The sequence below is a fragment of the Sphingomonas sp. ABOLH genome (assembly GCF_003951715.1).
In the GTDB taxonomy this organism is placed as follows: domain Bacteria; phylum Pseudomonadota; class Alphaproteobacteria; order Sphingomonadales; family Sphingomonadaceae; genus Sphingomonas; species Sphingomonas hankookensis_A.
Genome location: NZ_QQWV01000015.1, coordinates 21,716 through 43,946, shown reverse-complemented (window position 1 = coordinate 43,946; position 22,231 = coordinate 21,716). Strand labels below are relative to the sequence as shown.

General features: G+C 63.2%; 16 protein-coding genes. 3 read left to right on the top strand and 13 right to left on the bottom strand.

The window, feature by feature from the left end:
* Positions 1-54: 54 nt before the first annotated feature.
* Positions 55-1,038 carry a toll/interleukin-1 receptor domain-containing protein gene (locus tag CA237_RS09370; protein ID WP_126013879.1) on the top strand — a complete coding sequence of 328 codons (984 nt, stop codon included), beginning with the start codon at positions 55-57 and terminating at the stop codon, positions 1,036-1,038.
* A 62-nt stretch (positions 1,039-1,100) separates the two neighbouring features.
* Here CA237_RS09370 and CA237_RS09365 read toward each other — a convergent pair whose 3' ends face one another.
* From CA237_RS09365 to CA237_RS09345, 5 genes are all read right to left on the bottom strand, one after another.
* On the bottom strand, positions 1,101-3,791 hold the full coding sequence (locus tag CA237_RS09365; RefSeq protein WP_126013877.1) for a DEAD/DEAH box helicase family protein: 2,691 nt from the start codon (positions 3,789-3,791) through the stop codon (positions 1,101-1,103).
* Positions 3,784-5,439, bottom strand: a complete 1,656-nt coding sequence (locus CA237_RS09360) for a site-specific DNA-methyltransferase (protein WP_126013875.1) — start codon at positions 5,437-5,439, stop codon at positions 3,784-3,786. Before CA237_RS09360 ends, CA237_RS09365 begins: the two co-directional genes overlap by 8 nt.
* Positions 5,436-6,326 (bottom strand): DNA damage-inducible protein D, encoded by an 891-nt coding sequence (gene dinD / locus CA237_RS09355; RefSeq protein WP_126013873.1) that lies wholly within the window; start codon positions 6,324-6,326, stop codon positions 5,436-5,438. Before dinD ends, CA237_RS09360 begins: the two co-directional genes overlap by 4 nt.
* A 109-nt stretch (positions 6,327-6,435) precedes the next feature.
* On the bottom strand, positions 6,436-8,160 hold the full coding sequence (locus tag CA237_RS09350; protein WP_126013871.1) for a hypothetical protein: 1,725 nt from the start codon (positions 8,158-8,160) through the stop codon (positions 6,436-6,438).
* Between the two features lie 3 nt (positions 8,161-8,163).
* Positions 8,164-11,001 carry an SNF2-related protein gene (locus tag CA237_RS09345; RefSeq protein ID WP_241215462.1) on the bottom strand — a complete coding sequence of 946 codons (2,838 nt, stop codon included), beginning with the start codon at positions 10,999-11,001 and terminating at the stop codon, positions 8,164-8,166.
* Between the two features lie 125 nt (positions 11,002-11,126).
* Here CA237_RS09345 and CA237_RS09340 point away from each other — a divergent pair, with 125 nt between their 5' ends.
* On the top strand, positions 11,127-11,438 hold the full coding sequence (locus CA237_RS09340; RefSeq protein WP_164523855.1) for a hypothetical protein: 312 nt from the start codon (positions 11,127-11,129) through the stop codon (positions 11,436-11,438).
* A 146-nt stretch (positions 11,439-11,584) separates the two neighbouring features.
* Positions 11,585-12,337: a hypothetical protein gene (locus CA237_RS09335; RefSeq protein WP_126013867.1), complete on the top strand. Its 753-nt coding sequence runs from the start codon at positions 11,585-11,587 to the stop codon at positions 12,335-12,337.
* Positions 12,338-12,370: 33 nt separating this feature from the next.
* Here the strand turns inward: CA237_RS09335 and CA237_RS09330 are convergent, their stop codons facing one another.
* Genes CA237_RS09330 through CA237_RS09295 form a run of 8 tightly spaced genes read right to left on the bottom strand, consistent with a single transcriptional unit; the run spans position 12,371 to position 22,099 of the window.
* Entirely contained in the window at positions 12,371-13,669 is a 1,299-nt protein-coding gene (locus CA237_RS09330; RefSeq protein ID WP_126013865.1) for a restriction endonuclease, read from the bottom strand.
* Positions 13,666-16,701, bottom strand: coding sequence for an AAA family ATPase (locus tag CA237_RS19885; protein WP_206432968.1), 3,036 nt, complete (start codon positions 16,699-16,701; stop codon positions 13,666-13,668). The genes CA237_RS09330 and CA237_RS19885 overlap by 4 nt, the downstream gene beginning before the upstream one ends.
* Positions 16,702-16,710: 9 nt before the next feature.
* A complete protein-coding gene (locus CA237_RS09320) occupies positions 16,711-17,400 on the bottom strand; it encodes an HNH endonuclease signature motif containing protein (protein ID WP_126013863.1) in 690 nt (229 codons plus the stop codon).
* Complete coding sequence (locus CA237_RS09315) at positions 17,397-18,878, bottom strand: DUF2779 domain-containing protein (protein ID WP_241215461.1); 1,482 nt, start codon at positions 18,876-18,878, stop codon at positions 17,397-17,399. The genes CA237_RS09320 and CA237_RS09315 overlap by 4 nt, the downstream gene beginning before the upstream one ends.
* The gene (locus CA237_RS09310) at positions 18,875-19,612 is read right to left on the bottom strand and encodes a hypothetical protein (RefSeq protein WP_126013861.1); all 738 of its coding nucleotides are present in this window, start codon (positions 19,610-19,612) and stop codon (positions 18,875-18,877) included. Before CA237_RS09310 ends, CA237_RS09315 begins: the two co-directional genes overlap by 4 nt.
* A gap of 11 nt (positions 19,613-19,623) precedes the next feature.
* Positions 19,624-20,316, bottom strand: a complete 693-nt coding sequence (locus tag CA237_RS09305; RefSeq protein ID WP_126013859.1) for a hypothetical protein — start codon at positions 20,314-20,316, stop codon at positions 19,624-19,626.
* A gap of 11 nt (positions 20,317-20,327) precedes the next feature.
* Positions 20,328-21,077, bottom strand: coding sequence for a hypothetical protein (locus tag CA237_RS09300; protein WP_126013857.1), 750 nt, complete (start codon positions 21,075-21,077; stop codon positions 20,328-20,330).
* Positions 21,074-22,099, bottom strand: a complete 1,026-nt coding sequence (locus tag CA237_RS09295; protein ID WP_241215460.1) for a WYL domain-containing transcriptional regulator — start codon at positions 22,097-22,099, stop codon at positions 21,074-21,076. Before CA237_RS09295 ends, CA237_RS09300 begins: the two co-directional genes overlap by 4 nt.
* Positions 22,100-22,231 lie beyond the last annotated feature (132 nt).

Below are 22,231 nucleotides of genomic sequence, written 5' to 3'. Positions count from 1 at the left end.
CGACACTGAACGGCAGACGTGGTCTGGCACGCATCTACACGCTAGACCTCGGAAATGACGACTGGCTTCATATCCTACACCCACGCCGACACGGCATTGAAGGATCAACTGGTGCAACACCTCGCACCACTACAGCGCGAGGGGCTGATCGACATCTGGCATGACGGGATGCTGCGCCCCGGTGAGCATCTCGATCCCGCCGTGCAGGCAGCCTTGTCGGCTTCCGACCTTGTTATCCTGCTTGTGTCAGCAGCCTTCATCGCATCCGAATATTGTTACGAACAGGAGATGATGCGCGCCTTTGCACGCCAGCGTGACGGCACGGCGCGCGTGGTCTCGATCATCTTGCGACCCTGCCAATGGAAAGGCGTGCCGGTCGGCGATGATCAAGCGTTGTCGGAATTCGTCGCGCTGCCCAAGGACGGCAAGCCCGTCATCAGCTGGCCCGACACCGACACGGCGTTCGACAATGCCGTTGGTGCGATCCGCGAGATGCTGAAGGCCGGCAGGGCGAGCGGTCCGCGCAACGCCGACGCGACGACGTTCCAGCCGGAAACCGGGGTCGCCACGAATCGGCCGGCGAACGCCTCCGCCCTTTTTGGCATCGCCGCGAAGCCGACAGACCTTGATCGTGACCGATTCCTGCGTGAGGGGTTTCAGGCAACGGCATCGCTGTTCGAAGAGAAGCTCGCCGAACTGAAGGCGTCTGATTCGCGTATCGATACGGACTTCGAGCGGATCGATAGCCGCTCATTTGCTGCCAGCGCTTATCTTGACGGCAAGCGCGTCGGCCAGGTCAGCATCTGGCATGGCGGCGACATGTGGCGGAACGCGCTATGCCTGAGTTACGACACGGCTACGAGCACACGAAACTCGATGAACGACTGGCTGCCGATCGAGGACACCGCCGACGGCCTCGCGTTTAGTGCGCGCAGTGCGATGGCGCATGTTCGGGCGGATGGACCGCTCGACGCCGCTGGCGCCGCCGCCTATTTCTGGGATAATTTTCTAGCCCAGGTCCGCAGCCGCATCAGGTGACGATCGCGACGTTTATGGTGTTCGTCTCTGTCTGTGAGGGCGGATAAGATGCGGACGAACGATCACGCCGCCTTTGCCATCACCCCTGCGATGGTTAGGCTTTCCGTTACGTCGCGCTCGGACAACAACGCATAGCTCCAGAGTTTGCCGTCACCTTCGGCTGCGAAGATGTTGGCGTTGGCGACCCAGGCGCGGGCGGCGCGGGCTTTCTCCTGGACGGTGGCGTCGGCAAGATCGCGTTCGGCCTTGACCTCGACTATGAGCTTGCGGTCGGTGCATTCGACAACGAAGTCCGGTTCGTATCGGCGGCCGCGGTCGTATTCGATGTCGAACTGGCCGGCGGCTGGGCGAAGCCACCGGATCACGGTGGGCATGTTGTCGCTATCGATCAGCGCGGCGAAGCGGCGTTCGGGGTCGCTGTCGAATTTATGAAACTGATACGGGCTTTTCGTTGAGCCGAAAAACAGGATGCCCGGCGTCGCAGACAGCGGATACGCCGCTTCATTTAGGGGCAGCCGCTTTGCCAGGCTGACACCAAGCTGCTGGGGCTTGAGAGCCTTGAAAGAACGCACACGCTTGGCGCGATATTCGACTGGGGTCTCGCGATAGTGGCGCCGCATCTGCTCGAACACGAAGCGGGCGAGCGCACGGCCATGCTCCAGCGCGACGGCTTCGACCTCTTCCTCGGTGGCGAGATAGGCGCGCAGCCGCTCGATCACCTGGCCTGCCCACTTATAGAGCCGGTCGGCGTGACTGTCGTAATCGACCTCGGGATAGTCGATCAAATGGCGGATGATATAATCCTCCGGCCGCCGCTCTCGAGGACCGGACCGCTCGCGGGCGAGCTCGCGCTGGCTGTCGTCGCGCAGATTACGGATCAGGATCGTGTCGCTCGACGGGCGGAAGCGGATCGTGTCGAGACCCTCAAGGTCGAAGTCGTCGAACCAGAAATTCACCTCGCGGCTCGGCAACACGACGATCTCCGGGATCTCGATCGTGTTGCCGGCGACGCCAACCGCAATCTCGGCCACCAGCGCCTCGATAGCGGCCGTCGGCAGTACCGCGTCGAAGCTGCCCTGCGCCGCGGCCGTTGCGCGACGCACGTCGGCGGCGATGGCGGCCTGCACCTCCGGCTTCTTGAGATCGGCCAAGCCGCCCGGCAGCGTGCGCTCGCGCTCGCGGATGAAGGCGAGCGTCGCATCAGCGATCGCGACCTGCTCCGGGGTCGGCGGCGTGTAGGTCGGCGCATCGTCGCCATCGCGCACGATGGTCGCCATTGGAACGCGCCCGGTGAACATCGCCTCGACGGCGGTCGGCACGGTCATGACCTCCCGCGTGTCCGGCGTCACGTCGCCGCCTTCGCCGATCGTGATTTCCTTCAGCTTCACGATCGACCCGGGCTCGCGGGCGCGCCTGATGACCTCGTCGAAGCGATCGTGGGCGATGACCGTCAGCGTATCGACCGCCTCGACGCCGGTGCGCGTGCCGTAGGGCAGGCGCAGACCGCGCCCCAGGGTCTGTTCGGTCAGGATTTCCGATGCCGAGGCGCGTAGCGGCACGATCGTGTACAGGTTGGTGACGTCCCAGCCTTCCTTCAGCTTGTTGACGTGGACGACGATGTCGGTCTGGGCGTCGTGCTCCAGCCCGACGAGCCGCGCCATCGCCTCGTTCGACTCTTCGCCGGTCTGGTTCGAATGGACCTCGGCCACGCGGCCGCGATACGCGCCGTCGTGGAAGTCTTCGCTTTCGAGATAGGCGCGGATCGCGCTGGCATGCGTGGTATCCCGCGCGACGACGAGCATGAAGGGATGAACCTTCTGCCGCCCGCTCTGACGGGCGTAGAGATCCAGCTCGACCTTGACATGCTCGTGATAGGTCACGCCATCGGCGAGCATGATCCGCTCAAGCTCGTCGGTCGCGACGCCGTCCGGCCGGAAGTCGGCGCGCGTCGCCACCGCCGGTTCCTTGACGTAGCCGTCGGCCATCGCTTCGCCAAGGCCGTAGGAATAGATGACGTTCTTGAAGTCCTTGGGAGACGCGCCGACCGTCTTCGGCGTCGCGGTCAGCTCGAGCCCGATCCGCGGATTGAGCTCGAACACCGCGTTGGCAGCCGCCTTGGCGCGATAGCGATGCGCCTCGTCCATCAGCATGACGAGGTCCGGCAGGCGGGAGAGATAGTCGAAATAGCTCTCGCCCAGCGTTTCGCGGAACGAGCGGATGCGGCCCTTCTCTTTGTTGATCTTGTCGACGTTGAAGATGTTGATGATCGCCTCGCCGCCGAACAGATCGGAGCCGCGGATGCCGCGCCCTTCCTCCCACGTGTCGCCGGTGACGATGATCGGCGGCGTCTGCGCGAATTCGGCGATCCCGCGGAAGACGTATTTGGGCGACGACTGGCGCGAGAAATCGGTGACGAGCTTGTCGTAGATGGTGGTGTTCGGCGCGAGGACGAAGAAGTTCTTCGACCGGCCGGTCAGATACAGCCAGGCGATGAACGCGCCCATCAGCCGTGTCTTGCCGACCCCCGTTGCCAGCGCGAAGGCCAGCGACGGGAAGGTGCGCTCGAAGCTCTCGACCGACGGATAGGTCGCGCGGATATCGGCGAGCAGCTCCGCCGGGTCGGCGGTGCCGTCCCAATCGAGCCGGCCCGCCACGTCGGCGAGGATCCGCAGCGCCTCTTCCTGAGGCTTGCGCAGGCTCAGGCGCTGCGCGACCTGGCGGCGGAGGCGGTCGTCGCGGGTGAGGTCAGCCATTGGCCGGCTCTCCCGCGAACAGCGGACCGGCGTCCCGCGCAATTTCAGTCGGTTCCCGCTCCGGCAGCGCGGCGATGTTCAGCGAGTAATCGTCGCGGCCCCATTCGCATTTGCTCAGGATGCTGGCTGGAATCTTGCGGCACGTCAGATTTTCGAACGCGTCGATATTGCCCGAGAAGGCGCGCGCGCAGATCAGCAGCGACCGATCCGGCCCGACCTCTTCCGACAGCAGCCGCAGCGCATCCTGCGTCAGCGCCTGGGTCGTGACATAGAGGAAGTCGCGCTCGCTCGACTTCCCGTGCCGCCACCAGTCGGCAATACGTTCGTCGCCGTCGCCACCCTGCGCGGGATCGTACGTGAAGCCGAGATGCTTGCACACCGCCTGCGCCAGCATCGGTCCGTTATACTCCGGCGCGATCACCCAATTGTCATAGGCGTCGCGTTCGAGCAGCGACGGCGCGAGCGTGTAGTAGCGGAAACCGCCGCCGCCCTCCCAACTGACGGCTTTGGTGACGCCGCCTGCGTCATCGCCGTCGATCACCTTGGTAAGGCGCGGAACGATATGCGTATCGGCATGGTCGCCGATCTCGACCATGATCCAACGACGCCCCATCTTATGAGCGACCGCACCCGTGGTGCCGGAGCCGGCGAAGGAGTCCAGGACGATATCTCCAGCTCCGGTCGCAATTTCCAAGGCGCGCATGACGATTTTCTCTGGCTTAGGCGTGTCGAAGGCTTTGGCACCCTCGAATAGGCCTTTCATCTCTGCGCTGGCATTTCTTGTGCTTCCCGCAAACTCGTATGGCCACCAGGTTTGCGGAACAACGCCATCTTTAACTTCGCTCAGAAACTTCTTCTCGACAGGAAAATCTGCATCCCCATTCTTTCCCCAGTAGATCCTCTTTTCAGCCTTCAATCGCTCAAGCTGATCTTTGGGACGACGCCACGAACTTCCCTTGGGAGGCCATACTTCGCGGTTAGCGTCGTTGACTAGCGCATATACATCGCGCTCGCGATATTCAGCCCGAGTGAGGGGGGTGCCAAGCCAAGGTCCACGGCTATCATCATCTATATTTTTATAAGTGGCCGTCTGCTTTTCGTTCCGCGGTATTAGATTAGGTGTCCAAGCATCACTGGCCTTATAGACAAGAACCATATTGTGTGTTTGCGATATTGTCGTGGCGTTATTCCCTGGCGTGTCTTTGGACTGCCATACAATGTTGGCAACGAAATTTGATCGCCCGAAAACCTCATCACAGAGAACCTTGAGGTAATGAACCTCGTTATCGTCTATCGTAATCCAGAGACTGCCATCAGAAGTTAGCAATCGGCGAATTATTTCCAGCCGCTCCCGAATGAGTGACAGCCAAAGCGAGTGCTCGATGCCGTCGTCGTAATGCTCAAATGCCGATCCCGTATTGTAGGGAGGGTCGATAAAAACGCACTTCACCTTGCCCGCATAGTCCTGTTCCAGCGCCTTGAGCGCGAGCAGGTTGTCGCCCTTGATCAGCATGTTGTCGAACAGATCGCCCTCGCGGCGCGCAGCGGCATGATGGCCGCGCTCCGGGTGCTCGAGCAGGATGCGCGGCTCCAGCCGCGGCCGCTCTTCCTTGCCCGGCCAGGTCAGTTCGAGTTTGGTCTTCTTCACGAGCTTTCATTCTCCGGCTTAACCGGGCCCATCAGGCCGCCGGCCTCGGGTCCGTCCAGTGCGACGCGCGGCTGGGCCGCCTTCACGCGCTTTTCCACATGCTTGATATGCTCGTCCGCGGGAATGTCTTCCGGCATCGTCCCGCCGATCCGGGCGATCGCCTCCCGCACTTCGCGACCGACCGAATGGCTGGTGTCGATCGCGCCACGTTCCGACCGGACACGCTCGCGCGCCAGCTTGTCACGCGTCTGCGTCATCCGGAACTGGTTGGCGGCGAGTTCGGTGGTGTTCATGCGGTCCATCAGGCTGTCGCCCTTCGCGACGCCCTTCAGCGATTTGATCGAGTCGACTCCACGGCCGTCGTACAGACCCTTGTACCCCGCGTCGTGGAACACGCCGAACATCCGGTTGCCCACCCCGGCCGACTTCGCAGCTCCGGATAGGGCCTTGAACTCCTCGGCGGTCTGCTTGCGGAGTTCCAGCCGCTCCACGTCGGCGGAATGCTGATCGGACAGCTCCTGCCGCCGCGTCTGCACCGCGAAATATTTCTGCGCCTGCGCGATCGCGGGTTTCCGCGGATCCCCGTTCTGCGCGATCAGATAGCAGGCGAAGCGGGACAGGTGGAAATCATCGACCTGCCGGGCGCTTCCCGAGCCGATCTCCACCATCTTGCCGGCGGCGGCAAAATGGTTGTCGCAGGCATTACCCGACTGTTCGCACGACGCCATGGCACGCCGGATAGCATCCTCGAACCTGCGCCACTGGCTGTATCCCAGCAGCGGCTGGAGTTCGCGCGCGCTCCAGAACTCGGCCCCATGATCGTTGAGCTTCTTGAGCCCCTCGAAGGACGAAGCGCCGCCGACGGCGGGGGCAAGCTGATTTTCCATGGTCGCACTCCGGGAACGATGTTCGAGAACAGGCTAGCAACATCCTGCCGGCTTCTCAATCGAGCGCGCCGAAGGGGCAGACCATTTTGCCGACGCCGGCAAGATGGTGTCACCTTTCGTTCTCCGATGGGACCCCGCCTATGCTTATCCTGTTCTCGCGCGCGGCTCGTCGTGCGATTCGCGCCTCGATCTCGGCGATCCGGCCAAGCAAGGTCAGGCGACCATCGCGATACTCGCGATAGCGATAGGCGCCATCCGATGACCTAGCCCCGCGCTGCTCGTGCCGACGAAGCTCGGCCTGTAATTCCGCCCGCTGGTCCTCGAGAGAGGGTTCAACGACCGCGGCGGCGCAGTGCCCCGTTATCTCGACATCCAGCGCGCGGATGCGCTCGGCGAGGTCGGTGCGCTGGGCGTGGTTTCGCTCGAACTTCGGCGACCCGCGCAGAAATTTGCGGCCGGTCGCATCCAACTCTGCCAGTTGCCGCGCAAGGAGGTCACGCTCGAACTTCAACTTGGCGTTGGTGCGCGGCGCGGTGGAGACGGTTGCCATGACGGGCGACGTCGTTGCGCACGCAACAACGGTCGGCGCTGGCTTTGGCGCGGTGGCCGTCACCGCCCGCACGGATGCCGCAGGAGCAATGGCAGGCTTCGACGGCTGTGATGATTGAGTCTGGCTACGCGGGCTATTCGAAAGCATGGTCTCGACGCCCAACAACCGACGCTCGGCTTCGGCGAGCGCAGCACCCTCCGGCTCTGTCACTCCGTCGGATAGGTCGAGCACCGATAACGCCGTTGCGACCTCACGGCGCAGGCCGACCATGCGGATCAGATACCCACGTCCGATCGGAAGCCGGTTGCTGTGCAGGGCATCCACCTGCGCGGCCAGGGTCTTCACGCGCCTTATGAGCTTGCTGTGGTCTTTCTGCTCCCGACCGACGGGCGACGCTTTGACTGACGACGCTGTGCCGGACGATGATGACGATGGTGCCGCCGCGACCGTGGCAGCGGCATATTCATTTGCCACCCGTTTCGGATGGGCGATCAGCAGCGACGTTCTTGCAATCGCGTCCTCATGCCGGCCCTGGCGCTCGTTGTGCGCGAACGCACCGGCGCGATGGCGTGAGTTCGCCACATGGTCACGAACAGCGAGTTCGTCCTCGCCGACGCGCCCCGCGGCCGTCCAGCTCACATGGTAGAGCGGTTCCCAGGTAACCCGGACGCGGCTGCGCCGGAGCAGCGCCAGCTCTTCTTCTTCGACGGCACGGCGGACTTGGGCGCGCTGGTCGGCGAGACGGTGGAGCGCGGTTTCCCGATCGACCTCGATGGCGGTGATCGCCCCATCGAAGATGTCGATGGCATGCGGCGACACGCCCGGCATGCGACGACGGCGTCGAAGGTCGGCGATCCTGCGATCAGCGTCATCGACCGCGGCGCGGGTGGCGGCTTCCAACGACGCTACCCGTTCCGTGCCGGCTCGCGACAGGTTCAGCAGGCCGACGTTGTTCTCGCGCAGCCAGCCGAGTTGAAGTTCATGCGCCGCCTTATTGAGCAGGTGGTCGAGCAAGTCCGGCGGATATTCGCGGCATGGCTGGGGGTGCGAGCAGGCGCAGGCGAGCAGGTTCGGTGCCATGAAATACGGCACCGGCTCGCCGTAATCATCGCAGGCGGCGACCAGCGTCGTGGTCCAGTCGGTATCCGCCGTGCTGACCTGCGCCTCGGCGACGACGAGCCAACCCGATTGTCCGCGGAACCGCTCGACATGGGTCCACGGCCCGTCATAGCTGTCGAGATCGAGCTCTAAGCAGACTGGTGCCTGTCCGAACCCGTGGAGCATAGGTCAGGCGACCGACCAGCGGAGCGTGAATAACTGCTCGATCCGCGGCTCCTGGTCGAGCAGCGCGGCGAGGTCGTCGAGGGCGCGATTGATGTCGGCGTTGACCTGTCGCTTGGTTTCGAACTGGGACATCTTCAGGTCGTCGCGCGCAGTCTCCTTCTTACGGATGTCACGCATCCGAGCGAGCTTGTCCTCCATTCCAAGCCCCGGCGCGCGCTTCGCGCGTTCTAGTTCCTTGATCTCGGCGTCGAGCGCGGCGACATGCGCCTCGATTTCGATTTCACGGTCGCGCGCATAGCGGCCGAGTTGCTCTTCTTTTTCGAGGAGCCAGTCATAATTTTCTTTCGTCACGCGTTTGGAGAAGGCCGCAAATTCCGCGTCGCGCAGTGTGTCGAGCCGATTTGAAGGTGGCGCGACATCGGCCGATCCAAGGCTTCGCGCGGGGGCCATCATCATTTTGTCGGCGACGCCCGCAGAGATCACTTCACCTTGGTCAGTTTCAGCGACGATCAGCACGTCCTCGCGCTCGGCGTCCGGCACCGGCATGACCGCCTTGAACGCGCGCAGCCAGCCCGATCGCCCTGCGAGATCGACGACGCCGCCAAGCTGACCCGGATAGGGATACGCCGCCGGATCGAACACCACGGCTTCGACGCGGTTTTCGAGGCGAGCCTTTGCCCGCTCGACGATTTCATGCCCCAACGCCTCGCCGACGCGAAAGAACTGCCAGCGCTGTTCGTCGGCCATCGGCCAGCGCGTTGTCCAGCGCTGTCCGCCGTAATCGAACCAGATCGCGTCCGGTGAGGGGAAGCGCGCTTCCGGCAACTCGGCCTGCGCCACCATCAGCAGGCGCTGCTGAAACTCAGGCAGGATTTCGGCCAGCGCCTTCTCTCGTCGATGCAGCTTGGCAACGACATCGCTGTCCATGCTTTCCAGCACCTTGGCGCGGGCAGCCTCAATATCGGCATCGATGCTGTCTTGGATTCGAGCGGTCAGGATATCGAATTCGGCGTCCGCCTCTTCAGCGCTACGACAGGATTGTACGATTCGCAGCACCTCGCGCTCGAAATCGATGCCGTCGGTCAGGATACCGAGCACCTCGTCGGACGCGCCGAACACACCTTCGAACAGATGGAGCTTCTGTTCGAGTAGTTCATGTATTCGCGCTTCGGCGCGGTTCTTAAGGTTCAACATGTTGACAACGGTGACGTCAACCAACTGACCATATCGATGGCAGCGACCGATACGCTGCTCCACACGCTGCGGATTCCACGGCAGGTCGTAGTTGATCAACAGCGAGCAGAACTGAAGGTTGATGCCCTCGGCGCCGCTCTCGGTGGCGATCAGGATCGTCTTCTCGTCGCCCCGGAACGCCTCCACTATGGCCGCCTTCATATCGGCGGTTTTTGAACCCGATATGCGGTCGGTGCCGGCGTGCTTCGCCTTCCACGCATCGTAAATCACGCGGCTTTCCGGGTCGTTGTTCGACCCGTTCATCAGCACGATCCGGCCGGCATAGCCGTTTTCGGCGAGCAGCTGGTTGATGTAGCGCTGAGTCCGCACCGATTCGGTGAAGATCACCGCCTTGCGCTGCCCGCCCTTCGCCTCGATCTCGTCCAACACGGCGGGGAGATTGGCGATCAGCTTTTCGCCCTTGCCGTTGACGCCGATACCGCGAGCGATGTCGCGCATCGACTCGACGTGGGCGATCTCGGCGGCGAGCTTGACCGGATCGATCGGCTCCTCGGTTTCGCCGTCCTCGTCGTCCAGCGACTCCTTTTCCTCCTCGAAGCTGTCCTCGAAGTCGTCGGTCATCTCTGCCGAGGCGCGTTCTTTGCGACGGAGTCGTTCGAGCAGGGTGTCGAGATAGCCGGCGACGGCGGCGGTCGATGAGCCTAGGCTCTTACGCGCCTGCAAGATCACCAGCGCGTTGGTGCGGCTCCCGTAAGCGATGGTGTCCGGGTTCTGCAGATACTCAGACAGTTGCTCGTACAGGTCAGTCTCAATGTCGTGCGGCTCGAACTGAAACGTGACGGCGTGGCGCTGGCGGAAGTTGATGTGACCCGCCTCTTGGACCTGGCGGCGCAGAGTCCGGTGGCATATGGTTTTCAACCGCTCACGCAAGATTTCCTGCGACGCGGGCGTAGCGTTGGCGCCCATATACTGCGCCTTGAAAGCACTCTCGCCGCCGAAATGCATCTCGTCGATCATCGACACGATGCCGTAGAGTTCCGTCAGCGAGTTCTGCAGCGGCGTGGCGGTCAACAGGATCTTGAAGCGGCCCTCGACTGCATCCTTCAATACCTTGGCGCGCTTCGAGCCCTTCTTGTGGACGTTGCGAAGCCGATGGGCTTCGTCGAACACGACCAGATCCCAGGCGATGGCGCGGACGTCGTCCGCCTTGCGGGCGGCGAATTCGTAGCTGACGATGACGACGGCGTCCTTCGCCTCGAACGGCCGCGCGATGCCCGAGCGACGCTGGTCGCCATAGGTCTTGGCATCGAGGATCACTGCGCGAATCGAGAACTTCTCGAACAGCTCCTGCTGCCATTGCTTGCGCAGCGACGCAGGGACAACGAGCAATACGCGCCGCCGCCGCTCGGCCCAGCGCTGCGACATCACGAGCCCCGCTTCGATCGTCTTGCCGAGCCCGACCTCGTCGGCCAGCAGCACGCCCTTGGCGAACGGCGACTTAAGCGCGAATAGCGCCGCATCGACTTGATGCGGGTTCATCTCGACCCGCGCCGATGTGAGCGACTGCGTAAAGGCATCTTCGCCATTGCCGGCGATGGTAAGCCGGTGCGCGTGATAGTGTCCCTGGACCGGAAGATACGTGGCCAAATGCTTCCCCTCTGACTCCAAACTGACCATAGAATGCCTGCAATCTCAACGAGAACTGCTTCCAGAGCGGCACCGAATTCCTGTTTCACCTCGCCACGATGGCTGCCTTGTCCTACAATGGTGTCATGGAGCGTGTCCTGCCTGTCCCGAATACCTTAAGCGCCACTGCGGCGAACGGTCGGCGCGCGCTGTCGAATGGCCTGCTGATCATGCTGGGCAAGGTCTTGCGCGCGATCAGCGATGCGCTCGTCGTCATCGTCGACAAGCGCCACGGGTCGCTCACCGCTCGACGTCTCATCTCGAGCGTGATGTTATTTATCGCAGCACTCTTGCGAGCGTTGTGCCCGGGTGCCGCCTTTTTTCGTCGACGCGATAAAGGAACCTCCGCATTCGAACGAGCCTTAGTGGCGCCGCCTTCCCGCTGGGCGGCCCCGTAGCATCCCTCGATAGCGCAAGCTCTGCCGTGCCCAGCCGGCGCGGCAAACAGCAATTGCGCCCGCGCGAACGCCGCAGCCTGAGAAACCTGAGAAGGCTGCGAAGATGTGAAAGGTGCGAACCTGCGGGCGAGCCGAGCGAGGCTTCGATGGCAACAAAGGACGAATGGGTCGAACAGGAAGAGTTCGATAAAACCGCAGACGAAGTTCTGCTGGAGAAGGGCAGCGACCTGAAGAAGGTCAACGCCAACATGATCGCGACGCGCATGGGACGAAAGAAGGCCAACCCAACCTTCTATCGCCTGTTCGACGAATGGAAGCATCGGCGACGCGTGCAAACGCACCTGCCGCCGTTCGTCGTGCAGGACAAGCATCGCGAGATGCTCGAAGCCGTCCTGGTCGCCGTTGGCACCGAAATTTCGGCCGAGGCGACACACGTCGCCGGCTTTCGGACGCGGGATCTGCAGGATGACAATGATAGCCTGCGGGGTGATCGAAACGATCTGCTGACGATGGTGGACGAGCGCGACGCAGCTCTGAAAGCGGCAAGCCGACAGATCGATCATCTCGAGCAGAAGCTGATGGAAGCGCGGTCGATTAACACGGATCAGGCGAGCAAGATCGAGAAGCTGGAGCAGCGGATCTTCGAAATCCAGAGCACCGGCACGTCGTTGAACGATCCTGCAGTTGTCGAGAAGTTGGCCGAACTGGTCGCGACGGCGGTGGCGAGCACCGCGGCAAAGCAAGTGCTGCCAGAGGCCACTGTTATGGCGTCGCCCCAGCCGACTCGAACTGCACAGACCGATCTCGTCGCCGAGGGGAGCGTTGACTTGCTTTCGACCCTCAGCGTCGAAAAGCGTGGTGCGCTCGATAATGCTGGGGAAGGAGGCAGTACCTCCTGATTTTCGCGGGTCGTCGAGTTTCATTGCCGGCGATCACTTCGTGATCGCCGGCATTTCGTCGCCGAACGCCTGTGTTATCGCACGCAACCGCTCCCGAACATGCCCGTCGACTGCGACATTGAGCGTAGCGAACCCGAGACGCCGGACGCTCTGTGCCACGCTGTAACTTTCCTGAATTCCCTCATCGCGGCCTACAGCGACATGATGAGGGTATAGGAGAAGCAGACGATCACACGCGTAAAGATGGCCGTATGACATCATCTGATAGACATCGGCCTGGCTAGCACCTTGTCTCAAATCAACAATGCGCTTCCACTTTGTGTCGATGATCTGCACGACCTTGGAATCACTTTTGATCAGGATATCCGGCCGTGTCTGGAAGAGGCCGCGCCGATCGTCGGTCTCGAGACAATAGAGCCGCCCGCCCTGGCTGACGACGCGAAGGTCGGTGTCGGCAAGTGCCCGCTTGAGCATCCGGGCGACATATTCCTCGAACAACGTGTTCATCTCGAACAGCAGGGAGAAGCCGTCGCCGCCGCCGACAGACGTGGTCTGGAAGCGTTGGCCGAGCAGCAGGCGTGCGAGATTGTACAGCTCCCGCCAGCGGGCGTTGGTGCGATCAAGCGTGACCTGATCCCACCGCAATGCTGATACCGGGACGTCGGCGATATCGGCGTAGGCGAAGGCCAGTTCGCGCAGCCGCCGCTGATTGTCGGTCGTGCGGGCGATCCGCGACAAACGCGTGACCGCGGCCTTCATTATGCGATTGAGCGCGATGTCCGGGGTCAGCGCGTCGAAGCGGCACGCCAGCCGCGACGGCTCGACCGCCAGTGCGGTGAATTGACGCGTCACGTTCAGCCGGCCCCGAAGCGTCGGCAAGTCGTCCGCCTCCTCGACATAGCGGCGTGGCAATCCCTGACGCACCGCATCGATCAATTTCTCCGAGAACAGGCGAATGAGGATTTCGAGCAGCGTCTCGCGCTGCCAGTTGAGCGCGGTGACCTGGCCCGCGTCGATTTTTAGGTCGAGTGCAACGGCCAGCATGTGGACGAGCCGCTGGCGGATGTTGCCCGTCGTCTCGGCATCACTCCCGCCGGCCACATCGATCTTGGGCAGGATTTCGAGCGCACAGCCCTGCGCCGCGATGACGCCGACCACGCCCCGCGCGCGCAGCCCCTTGCGGCCATGCTCCAGGACGCCGCCACCACCGCGGCCAGCGAGCGGCGAGGCTGCCGCGACCGCCGCGATCCGATCGGCAGCGGCCATCGGCATTTCGTTGCCCGCCTCGCCGTAGCGGATGGTTTCCCATTCGAGGATCGTGCGGCGGATCACGCGGCGGCGAAACCGTCGTAAGAGAAGGTGTCGCGCACATGCCACCGATAGCGTGGCGCGGCATCCTCATCTCCGCCCAGCCCCTTGGGCGCTTTGAGCCGGCGGCGGTCGATGAAGCGGCCTTCGCGGTCGCTCTCGCCATCGTCACCATCGCCGAGTACCGCCGCCACCTTGGCCCAGTCCTCGTAGAAGTATTCCGCGAGCAGCGGGATGACCTTGTGGCGCATCACCTCGTCGACGTCGCCGCGGGTCGCGCAGCGGATGAAATAGGCGTGGCCGATCTGATGTTCGCGGTCGAACAGATACTCGATCCGCTCGTTGATCGTGGCGAGCAGGCCGGCGATGTCGATGCCGTCGACCGGCTTGAGCAAGCTGGCATCCGGCATCAGCTCGCGGAACTCGAACCGGCGGCGCAGCGCGGTGTCGAGCAGCGCGATCGAGCGGTCGGCGGTGTTCATCGTGCCGATGATGTGCAAATTCGCCGGCACGCCGAACCGCGCTTCGCTGTAAGGCAAGGTCAGCCGCATCCCCTCGTCCATGCCCAGCCTTTTGTCCGGCTCGATCAGCGTGATGAGCTCGCCGAACACCTTGGAGATGTTGGCGCGGTTGATTTCGTCTATGACAAGGACGTGCTCCTCGGCGCTGGCCTCGGCCGCCTCGGCCATCTGTCGCAGGATGCCGGGCTTGGCCTGGAGCGTGAAGCCGACGCCGTCCGCCAGCGGTTGTGGGCGCAGGCCTTCGACGAAATCCTCATAGGCGTAATTCTGGTGGAAGGTGACGAAGCCGATCTGCCCCTGGCCCTTCAGTTCCTCATACACCTTGCGCAGCTCCTGCCGGCGCTCGACGTCGGTCAGCAGGGGGTCGTTCTCGGCCAGCCCGCGGCACAAACGCACCGCCTCGGCCATCGTGCGATAGGTTTTGCCCGTGCCCGGCGGCCCGTAGAGGATGAGGTTAAGCGGCGAGCGCTTCACCGGGTCCGGCGCGGGCGCTTCTTCGGCGGGCAACCCGCCCCAATGCGACATGTTGCGCAGGAACCAGTCATAATCCTGCGGCTCGTCCATGAAGGCGAAGCGGATCAGCCGCTGCGCCATCTCGTTGGTCGGATACACCTCCCAGATCGTCGGCTGATAGGTGTAGTGATACCATTCGCGTGGGCTGTACCCGGCCTGCCAGTCGACGGACACGCGCTCGCCGTCACCGGCATTGGCCGTGATCGTGCCGATCGCCTTGATCGACATGACCGACACCGACCGACCGCGCCCGTCGAACGGCAGACCGTTCTTGCGGACATAGGTCGCCTTGATCGCGATCCGCTCGCCCGGCTCCATCCGCAATACCTGCTCGCGGTTGCGATCGCTGGGACTATCGATGTCCCAGATACCCTCGGCCAGGAAGCGTTCGACCTGATCGTCGCGGCGGCCATAGGATGCGCCGACGAACCAATAGGGGCCGTCCTGCAACACGCCAGCCTCCGCCTCGTCGAGGGGCGCGGCAGGCGGCGGCGCCTCCTCGCCGTCCCACTTTTCTTCCAGCGCTACCCAGACGAAGCCCTGCACGTCGAGCAGGTCGAGCGGGTTCCAGCCGAGCTCCTCCCCGAACAGCGCGAACAGCGCCCGCAGCAGGTGGAGATATTCGTCTAGATCGGTCGGTTCGAACTGCTGGTGGGCGAACAGCTTGCGGCCGAACAGGCGCTGGCCCATCGCCTCGATGCGGCTGACCTTGAACCAGCTCGCCGCCTCCGGGTGTATGGTCCCGACGACGCTGATCGTGATCGCCAGCACCTCGCCGCGGCGCAGGCCGACGATGCCGTCCGCTTTCAGCTGCTCGAGCGCGCGGGCGCCATCGACGATCGTGCTGAGCGGATCGTCGTCGCTGCGCGCCAGCCGTGCGACGATCTCGAAGAAGCGGTCGCGCAGCGAGGCGTCGGCCTTCTGCACCTCGTCGAGCGTGCGCCAGCTGAGCGGCAGGCCCTGCACGTCGACACTGAGCGCACGATAGATCTGCTCGCCGACGGTGCGATCATCGGCGTCCAATGCGGCGAGCGCCCGAACCTTGTCGATCGTCTGGTCCTTGTAGCGGCGTTCGGTGGCCCAGTAATCGCCGTCCTGCCGACGAAAGTCCTCGAACCCTGCCATGCGGGATAGGAAGGTGTCGCGCAGCGCCTTAAACGCCGGCCAGTCCATTACGACAAAGCCGAGAGCGTCGAGCGCGGCCTTGCACTGCGCGCCGCCAGGCAATGCCTCGCTGCCGGTGTGCGCGAGCGCGTCGCGGACGATCGCCTTGCTGGGATAGCGCTTGCCACGGTGAAGCAGCCAGAACTTGGCGGGCGGCCCCAGCCCGTCATGAGCGGCGATGAACGCTTCGACCGAACCGGCGGCGTCGCATCGGGCGATGGCGTCGAGTATGTCCTGGGCGGTCAGCCCAAGGCTCGCGCCCGAAGTTTTTGCACCCGCATCTTCCCGGCCGACGATCGTATACCCGAGCGCTTTCAGGCGGGCGTAAGACTGGCTTTCGCCAAAGCCGCCGAAAAATTCGCTCGCGGTCTTGGGCGTTTCGCCGGCGAGCTTGCCGACAGCGATCCCCACAATTGCTTTCGCCGGGTAACGCTGGCCGTTCGAAGGACGGATCACCCAATTCGATGGCCGGATGTATCCGTGACGGCGCAGGAAATCATCAATGCCGACGGCGTCGCAATCGTCCATAGTCGCCTCGATATCCGCTGCGGTAAGGCGCGCGATCAACTCGGCATGGCCACGATCGCGGGCGGATACGCTGCCACCTTCGAGGAAACGGCGATAATATCTCAGGCTTGTGGGCAGGTGTCCCCGCTCGCCGTCGTTGCCGATATCTTCAGGCAGGTTGTCGCCAGCCTTCAGCCTAGCCTCCAGCTCGTCAAGCCTTCCATCCGCATGCAGCTGATCGAGATCACCGAAAATACGGTCGAGCTTCCTGATCTTGCTCATCTGCGTATTGATCGTGTTGCGGGAGTAGTCCTGCGCCTCCATCCACGACTTGAACTCGGATTCTTTCATGTTCAGGCCCTACTTCCGTCTTTTAGTCCAGCGCATCAGCAGCGCATCCCGCCACGTCTGTCTGCGCCGCTTATCAAGTTTAAAATTGAAGAGATTGGAATAATCCTCTTCACATGTTTTATGCAGCCAGATGCAGCCGCTTTTCGGTGAAATCGCAATGAACCCCAGATCGAAAAGCCGATGAAGGTCAGCCCTCAACAACATGCCGTTGTCGGTCGCATCGCTCCCGCCAGCGGCGAAAGGCATGACGTGCGCAGCTTCGAGTGATGCGACCGCACCGCAGTTGGTAAGGCTGCAGACGGGATTGAGTCGCAGCAGTGCGGTGCGGAAAGCCGCCTGACCGTTGCGCTTCAGCCGTTCGATATACTCTCTCTCAAGTTCCTCTTCCTTGCTCAATTGGGTCCGCGTGAGAACCCGCGCTTTCGGCTCGTGGAGGAGCACGAAACCATCGCGAAGATGCTTGAAGCGGTCGAACACAACCCGTGATTGCAGGCCGTCCCACTTAATTTCGGCTGCCTCGTAAGCAGCTTTGATAACGAGTTTCAGGCTGAGCCGTCGTGCGTGAAGGGAAACATAATACCCTCGGGCATTCGTCGCCTTCAATTGCTTTCGCTTTTTGGCGAGCTCAGCCTCATCCCACGCCGTCACCGTTTTAACGGCCGCCTCGAACTGAGCATCAGTAATAGGAATTTGGCTCATAACGCTCCTGACAATTTTCGAGCCAGCACGATCATCGCCTCGGTATCGCGACCGCAATAAGCGCGCAGTGCGGCGTCCAGCGCCAGCCGGCGTTCGGCCGTGCAACTCGCCGCGATCGCCTCGGCGTAAGCCTCCTGCGCGCTGCCACCGTCCTTCACCTCGAGCGCGGCATAGTCCATCTCGGCGGCGATCGTCGGCAGTACGGCCTTGATAGACCAGCTGCCGCGCTGATCACGGTGATACCAGTTGGCGCGGGTGACCGGCAGCAGGTCGACGACGCGCGCCGCCATCGCGGTCAGCGCGTCGGCGAGGTCGGGAAAGGCGGCGGCCAGTTCGAGGATGCGCCCCTTTTCGAAGCTGGCATTGTAGCCGATGACCGCGCCCGTAGCCGGCACCATTGCGATCAGTGCCTCGGCGCAGGCGCGACGGGGATCGGTCCCGTCGAGGCTCAGGAACTCGTGGTGAGTGATGGCGCCGTCAGCAGCCTCGACATGAGCCGAGAACTGGAACGGTACCTGCTGATACGGGCGCGTGCCGATCCAGCGCGGAACGGCGAAGCCGATCGTCTCGAAATCGAGCCAAGTGCGCGGGAATGCCCAGCCGGCCATCGCCGCGCGGGCGCCCTCGACATCGTGATAGACCTCGCCCGACACTGTGGCGTGGTGGACCCGCGCGTGGACGGCGTTGGTCAGCGCGGCGGGATCGACGGCCAGCAGATCGACGATGCCCTGCTCGACCCACCGCTTGCCGCCGCCGTGCGGCAGCAATGTCACCGGCCACTCCGGCCCGGCAGGCAGCGCCGCGTGGCAATAACCGGCGAACTCGCACGGGAACGGCGCATCACAGTGGGCGCCGGGAGCAGTTTCCGGTTCGGCACCGGCCAGCGCTGCCCGCGCTGCGGCGACAGTTTCGCCCCGGCTCGCAATGACCGGCTCGGCCGCCGCCATCAGATCGGTGTCGGCGAACAGGCCATCGAAATCGCCCTCGTGTTCAAGCACAAAGCTGCTGTCGATATGCCGAATCGCCGCACTGCTGATCGGCACGCCGGCGTTGCGCGCGACCCACAGTTGGGTGGCGAGGTCACCGACATGATAGTCCTTGGCCTTGGTCGAACTCTTGACCTCGGCCATGTGCCACCCACCGGCGCCGTCCGGCTCCAGCACATCGATCCGCACGAGGACGCCGTCGTGCTGGAGCGTCGCCTCGAAGATCGGCTGGTCATGGCCGTTGTGGAGCAGCGCCTGCGTCTTTGCGAGCGCTGCCGCGAGGTCCGGTTCGGCCTCGACCATCACGCCGTGCGGCAGCAATGCGCAGGCGATCGCCCCGACCTCGTGCCCGGTGGCGAAGCGCGCTTCGGCACCGTCGTCCTGCTCGGCCAAATCCCGACGATGCACCGACAGCCACAGCCGCTTGGGGCATTGCTCGAACATCGTGATCTTCGACTTGGAAAGGCCGAAGCGGCGCGGGCGATCGATCATTCCTCGTTCTCCCTATTTTTCTGGCCCGCGCCGAATGGTGCAGAAAGCATCGCATCAACCTGAAGGGTTGGTGTCGTGTCCAACCCGGCGTGAAAGCCGAGTGTCACTCGATCAGGCAAGGCCGCCGCCACCGCCCGCGCAGCTTCATCGACCTCGGTCAGAAGAAGCCGGTTGCTGAAGCCGAGCCAGACGTGTTCACTTTCTGCTGCGTGCGCGGAGGGGGCTTCGCCGAGGCGCCACGTCTCGCACCGCGTTACCCGATGAGACATCGCGCGAATGGGATCGGCCATATCGATACCGATCAGCCCGGGAGCCTGAACGAACAACCGCATTGGCGCCAACGCAGCGGTCCAGTCTGCTGCCAGGAAGCAACCGGACAACCCTTGGGGCTCGGCTGTGGTGGTGTTCCCGACTATGCATATGAAACGGCTTTGCGCTTCTGGCGCGTTTCCCACAGCCGTCAGACGATAGTCGTCAATATACTCGCCCGTCTGATACACGATCGAGATCGATGCGGGTCGCTCGTCTGCCGGAGACGATCCATAAACCCCAAGGCGGCAGTTTGCCGCGCGAGCAAGCGCGGCGCATTCCGCAACGAGTGACGAAGGTAAGGTCCAAAATCCATCTCGACAGAAGCTGATCGACAGCAGCGGAGTTTCTGGGTCAAATTCGCGATAGAACGCTATTTGACCGACACCGGTCGCCACGACGCCGAGATCATCGTTCTGTATCATGCGTTGGCCCGTTAATCTGCAATCGCGTCGAGCACGACCTGAACATCAGCGAGAACCGAGTCGAACCACGCGCGAGGCTTGTAAGCGGGGTGCATTGTCCAAAGGAGCCAACTGCCGCTTTTGGACCGGCGTATCCAAGTGGACGCCGTCAGCGGCTGAATGCCCTCGACTACCTGCCACTCAGGATCGTCGAATAAAGCGTAGGCTGTCGAAGGCACTAGCGAACCAGAGACGCAGACCAAAAGTTCTGGCTGGAGGATATTCAATTCGTAGTTGAACTGTTCGATATCCAGCTGCCGCAGATGTTCATCATTATCTGGAGGCGAACTCTGCCCTACGACTCCCGTCTTCGATATATTTGTCCACGCGAACCGGTTGAGCAGAACGTCGTCTGGCTGGCCGGCCAGCCCGGGAACAATGCCGGCAATCTTCCAGAAAAGGCGCCAGTAAGGCGCGTTGTACATGCCGTCAGCGACAAACTCACGGGTGAGCTTGGCCCCACGTTCAAGCGCCTCCGCATCATCTTCGATAAGATCATGCTCCTCCGCCCACCAAGCGGCGCCGCCACAATATGCGAACTTTACACCTTCATTGGCGCCATATTCGTCGCCAACGAACGGGATGAAGGGGTCACAATATCCCTGAGCGGCGCAGTGACGCCGGTAAGCGGAATATGACGCGAGCGGCATGATCGGCTGTGTCATCGCCATCTTTCTTACGGTTGAAAGCGCTCGATCAGCGCGTCGGCGTGATTGAGGGTGTCGCCGGTCCAGCCGGCAAGCCATTCACGCCATGAACAGGCGGCGAACCGCACCTCGGCGCCCGCGACCGCGGTGGCGAAGTCGGCGATCTCAGCGCGATGCCGCTCGATCGCGGTGGCCGGAACGGCGGCGGTGCCGCGATGCGTCGGTTCGACATAGAGGTATAGTAGCACCGGCATCTTCCCCAGCCGGCGCCCTTCCGTGACCAGGCCGAAGGCGTGCTTGACCAGCTGCGCGGCATCGAGGTGGACATAGCGAGCATCGCCGGTGCGCAGACGGTCGCGCATAGCCGTGAACGGCGCCATCCGCTCGCCCCAGACATCGCGGTCATAGGCGTCGGACAAGTTGATCGACTTGGCGTCACGGAATGGCTCGAACCGCTTGGACTCGACGCCGATCAGATGCGTCGCGGTTTCGATCGCCGCGTCGAGCCAAGGATGCCGCCCACCGCGCCACGGAAAGCGCATCTGCCGCTCGACATCGACGCGGACCGCCGGCCAGTCGAGATTGGCGAGCGGCGGGAATGGCGGCAGGTCAGCGGGCCGTTCCAGAAACCAGCCGAACGCGTTGACAGCCAGCGCCGCGCTGCTCTCCGGGCTGTCGAGCTTGCCGCTGTTGATCTCGTTGCCGCCCGCCTTGGCCAAGGCGGCGCGGACCAGATCCTCCGGCACGCCGGGCAGGAAGGTGGAAAGGCGAATCGTCATGCCGCACCTGTCGTCGGCTGTTGCGACAAAATCGGTCGCGGATTGGTTCCCGGTAACATCGTCGCTGCCGCGTCGATGCGTTCGCGCATCACTTCGACAAGGGCGTCCGGCCCTTCGATCACCAACTCGCCGCCCCATGTGAACAGATGCTCGGCGAGTTCGCGCATGCCGCCGGTGGTGAACCGGATGCACAGACCACCATCGGTCAATTCCTCGATCTGCTGAAGGCGATGGAAACGCCAACCTCGCGAGCGGGCCGCGGATGACGACGGCACACGCAATACCACGTCGTGCTTCTCGTCACGCCACACCGCGAAGCTCTCGGCCAGCCAGGCGTCGATGTCCCAGTCGTGCGGCGCGCAGCCGAGCGTCTCGCTGATCATCGCCTGGGTCATCCGGTCGAGACGGAAATAAACCGGCTGATCGTCGCGCCCCGGCATCTTGCCGAGCAGGTACGTCAGCGGGCCGTGAACGAGGCCATATGGGATCACCCGCCGCCAGCGCGGCTCGGGTCGCTCCTCGGTCGCGTAGTGGAACTCCACGCAGCGGCCGGCGAGGATGGCGCTCTGGATGACGGTTACGGTTTCCGGCGCAACGGTCGCGATCGGCCCTGCGGTCACCATCGTCCGCTGCAACCGGGCGAGCGCATCCAGATCAGGATCGAGCCGTCGCTTCTCGCGCCCGTCAAGCGCACCCTTCACCTTGGCGAGCAGGCTGGCGAGCTGCTCCGCCCGCACGGCCTGCCCGGCCAGCGTGCGGCCATCGACCTCGGCCTGCAGCGCTGCGACCTCTGCAGCGGTCGGCCGAGTGTAGACACGGCGAAGACTGTCACGGATCAGGAAACGCTTGCGGCGATCGTCGGCAAGCTCTTCCAAGTCGAAGTGCCGCGCGATGATGTCGCGCATCCGTTCGGCGGTGCGCCGATTAACGCCAAGCCGAACCGCCATCTCGTCGAGCGTCAGCCCTTCAGGGGTCTCCGACAAAGCGTGGACAAGCGCCAATAGCCTGTCGAGCTTGGCCATCCTTTCTGTCATAACCCACCCCTGCGTCCGGATTTGTCGCAGGATCAAGCATGTGGGCCCGAATGGCAAGCGCGGTGGAAGTTTAGCCGCTCGACCCAATGACGAAAGCTCGCCTTCCAATCACTGCCGGAA

Coding starts and splice junctions, on each gene's coding strand:
- CA237_RS09370 (WP_126013879.1), top strand. CDS start 55: ATGACGACTGGCTTCATATCCTACACCCACGCCGACACGGCATTGAAG.
- CA237_RS09365 (WP_126013877.1), bottom strand. CDS start 3,791: ATGGCTGACCTCACCCGCGACGACCGCCTCCGCCGCCAGGTCGCGCAG.
- dinD (WP_126013873.1), bottom strand. CDS start 6,326: ATGGAAAATCAGCTTGCCCCCGCCGTCGGCGGCGCTTCGTCCTTCGAG.
- CA237_RS09350 (WP_126013871.1), bottom strand. CDS start 8,160: ATGCTCCACGGGTTCGGACAGGCACCAGTCTGCTTAGAGCTCGATCTC.
- CA237_RS09340 (WP_164523855.1), top strand. CDS start 11,127: ATGGAGCGTGTCCTGCCTGTCCCGAATACCTTAAGCGCCACTGCGGCG.
- CA237_RS09335 (WP_126013867.1), top strand. CDS start 11,585: ATGGCAACAAAGGACGAATGGGTCGAACAGGAAGAGTTCGATAAAACC.
- CA237_RS19885 (WP_206432968.1), bottom strand. CDS start 16,701: ATGAAAGAATCCGAGTTCAAGTCGTGGATGGAGGCGCAGGACTACTCC.
- CA237_RS09320 (WP_126013863.1), bottom strand. CDS start 17,400: ATGAGCCAAATTCCTATTACTGATGCTCAGTTCGAGGCGGCCGTTAAA.
- CA237_RS09315 (WP_241215461.1), bottom strand. CDS start 18,878: ATGATCGATCGCCCGCGCCGCTTCGGCCTTTCCAAGTCGAAGATCACG.
- CA237_RS09310 (WP_126013861.1), bottom strand. CDS start 19,612: ATGATACAGAACGATGATCTCGGCGTCGTGGCGACCGGTGTCGGTCAA.
- CA237_RS09305 (WP_126013859.1), bottom strand. CDS start 20,316: ATGACACAGCCGATCATGCCGCTCGCGTCATATTCCGCTTACCGGCGT.
- CA237_RS09300 (WP_126013857.1), bottom strand. CDS start 21,077: ATGACGATTCGCCTTTCCACCTTCCTGCCCGGCGTGCCGGAGGATCTG.
- CA237_RS09295 (WP_241215460.1), bottom strand. CDS start 22,099: ATGGCCAAGCTCGACAGGCTATTGGCGCTTGTCCACGCTTTGTCGGAG.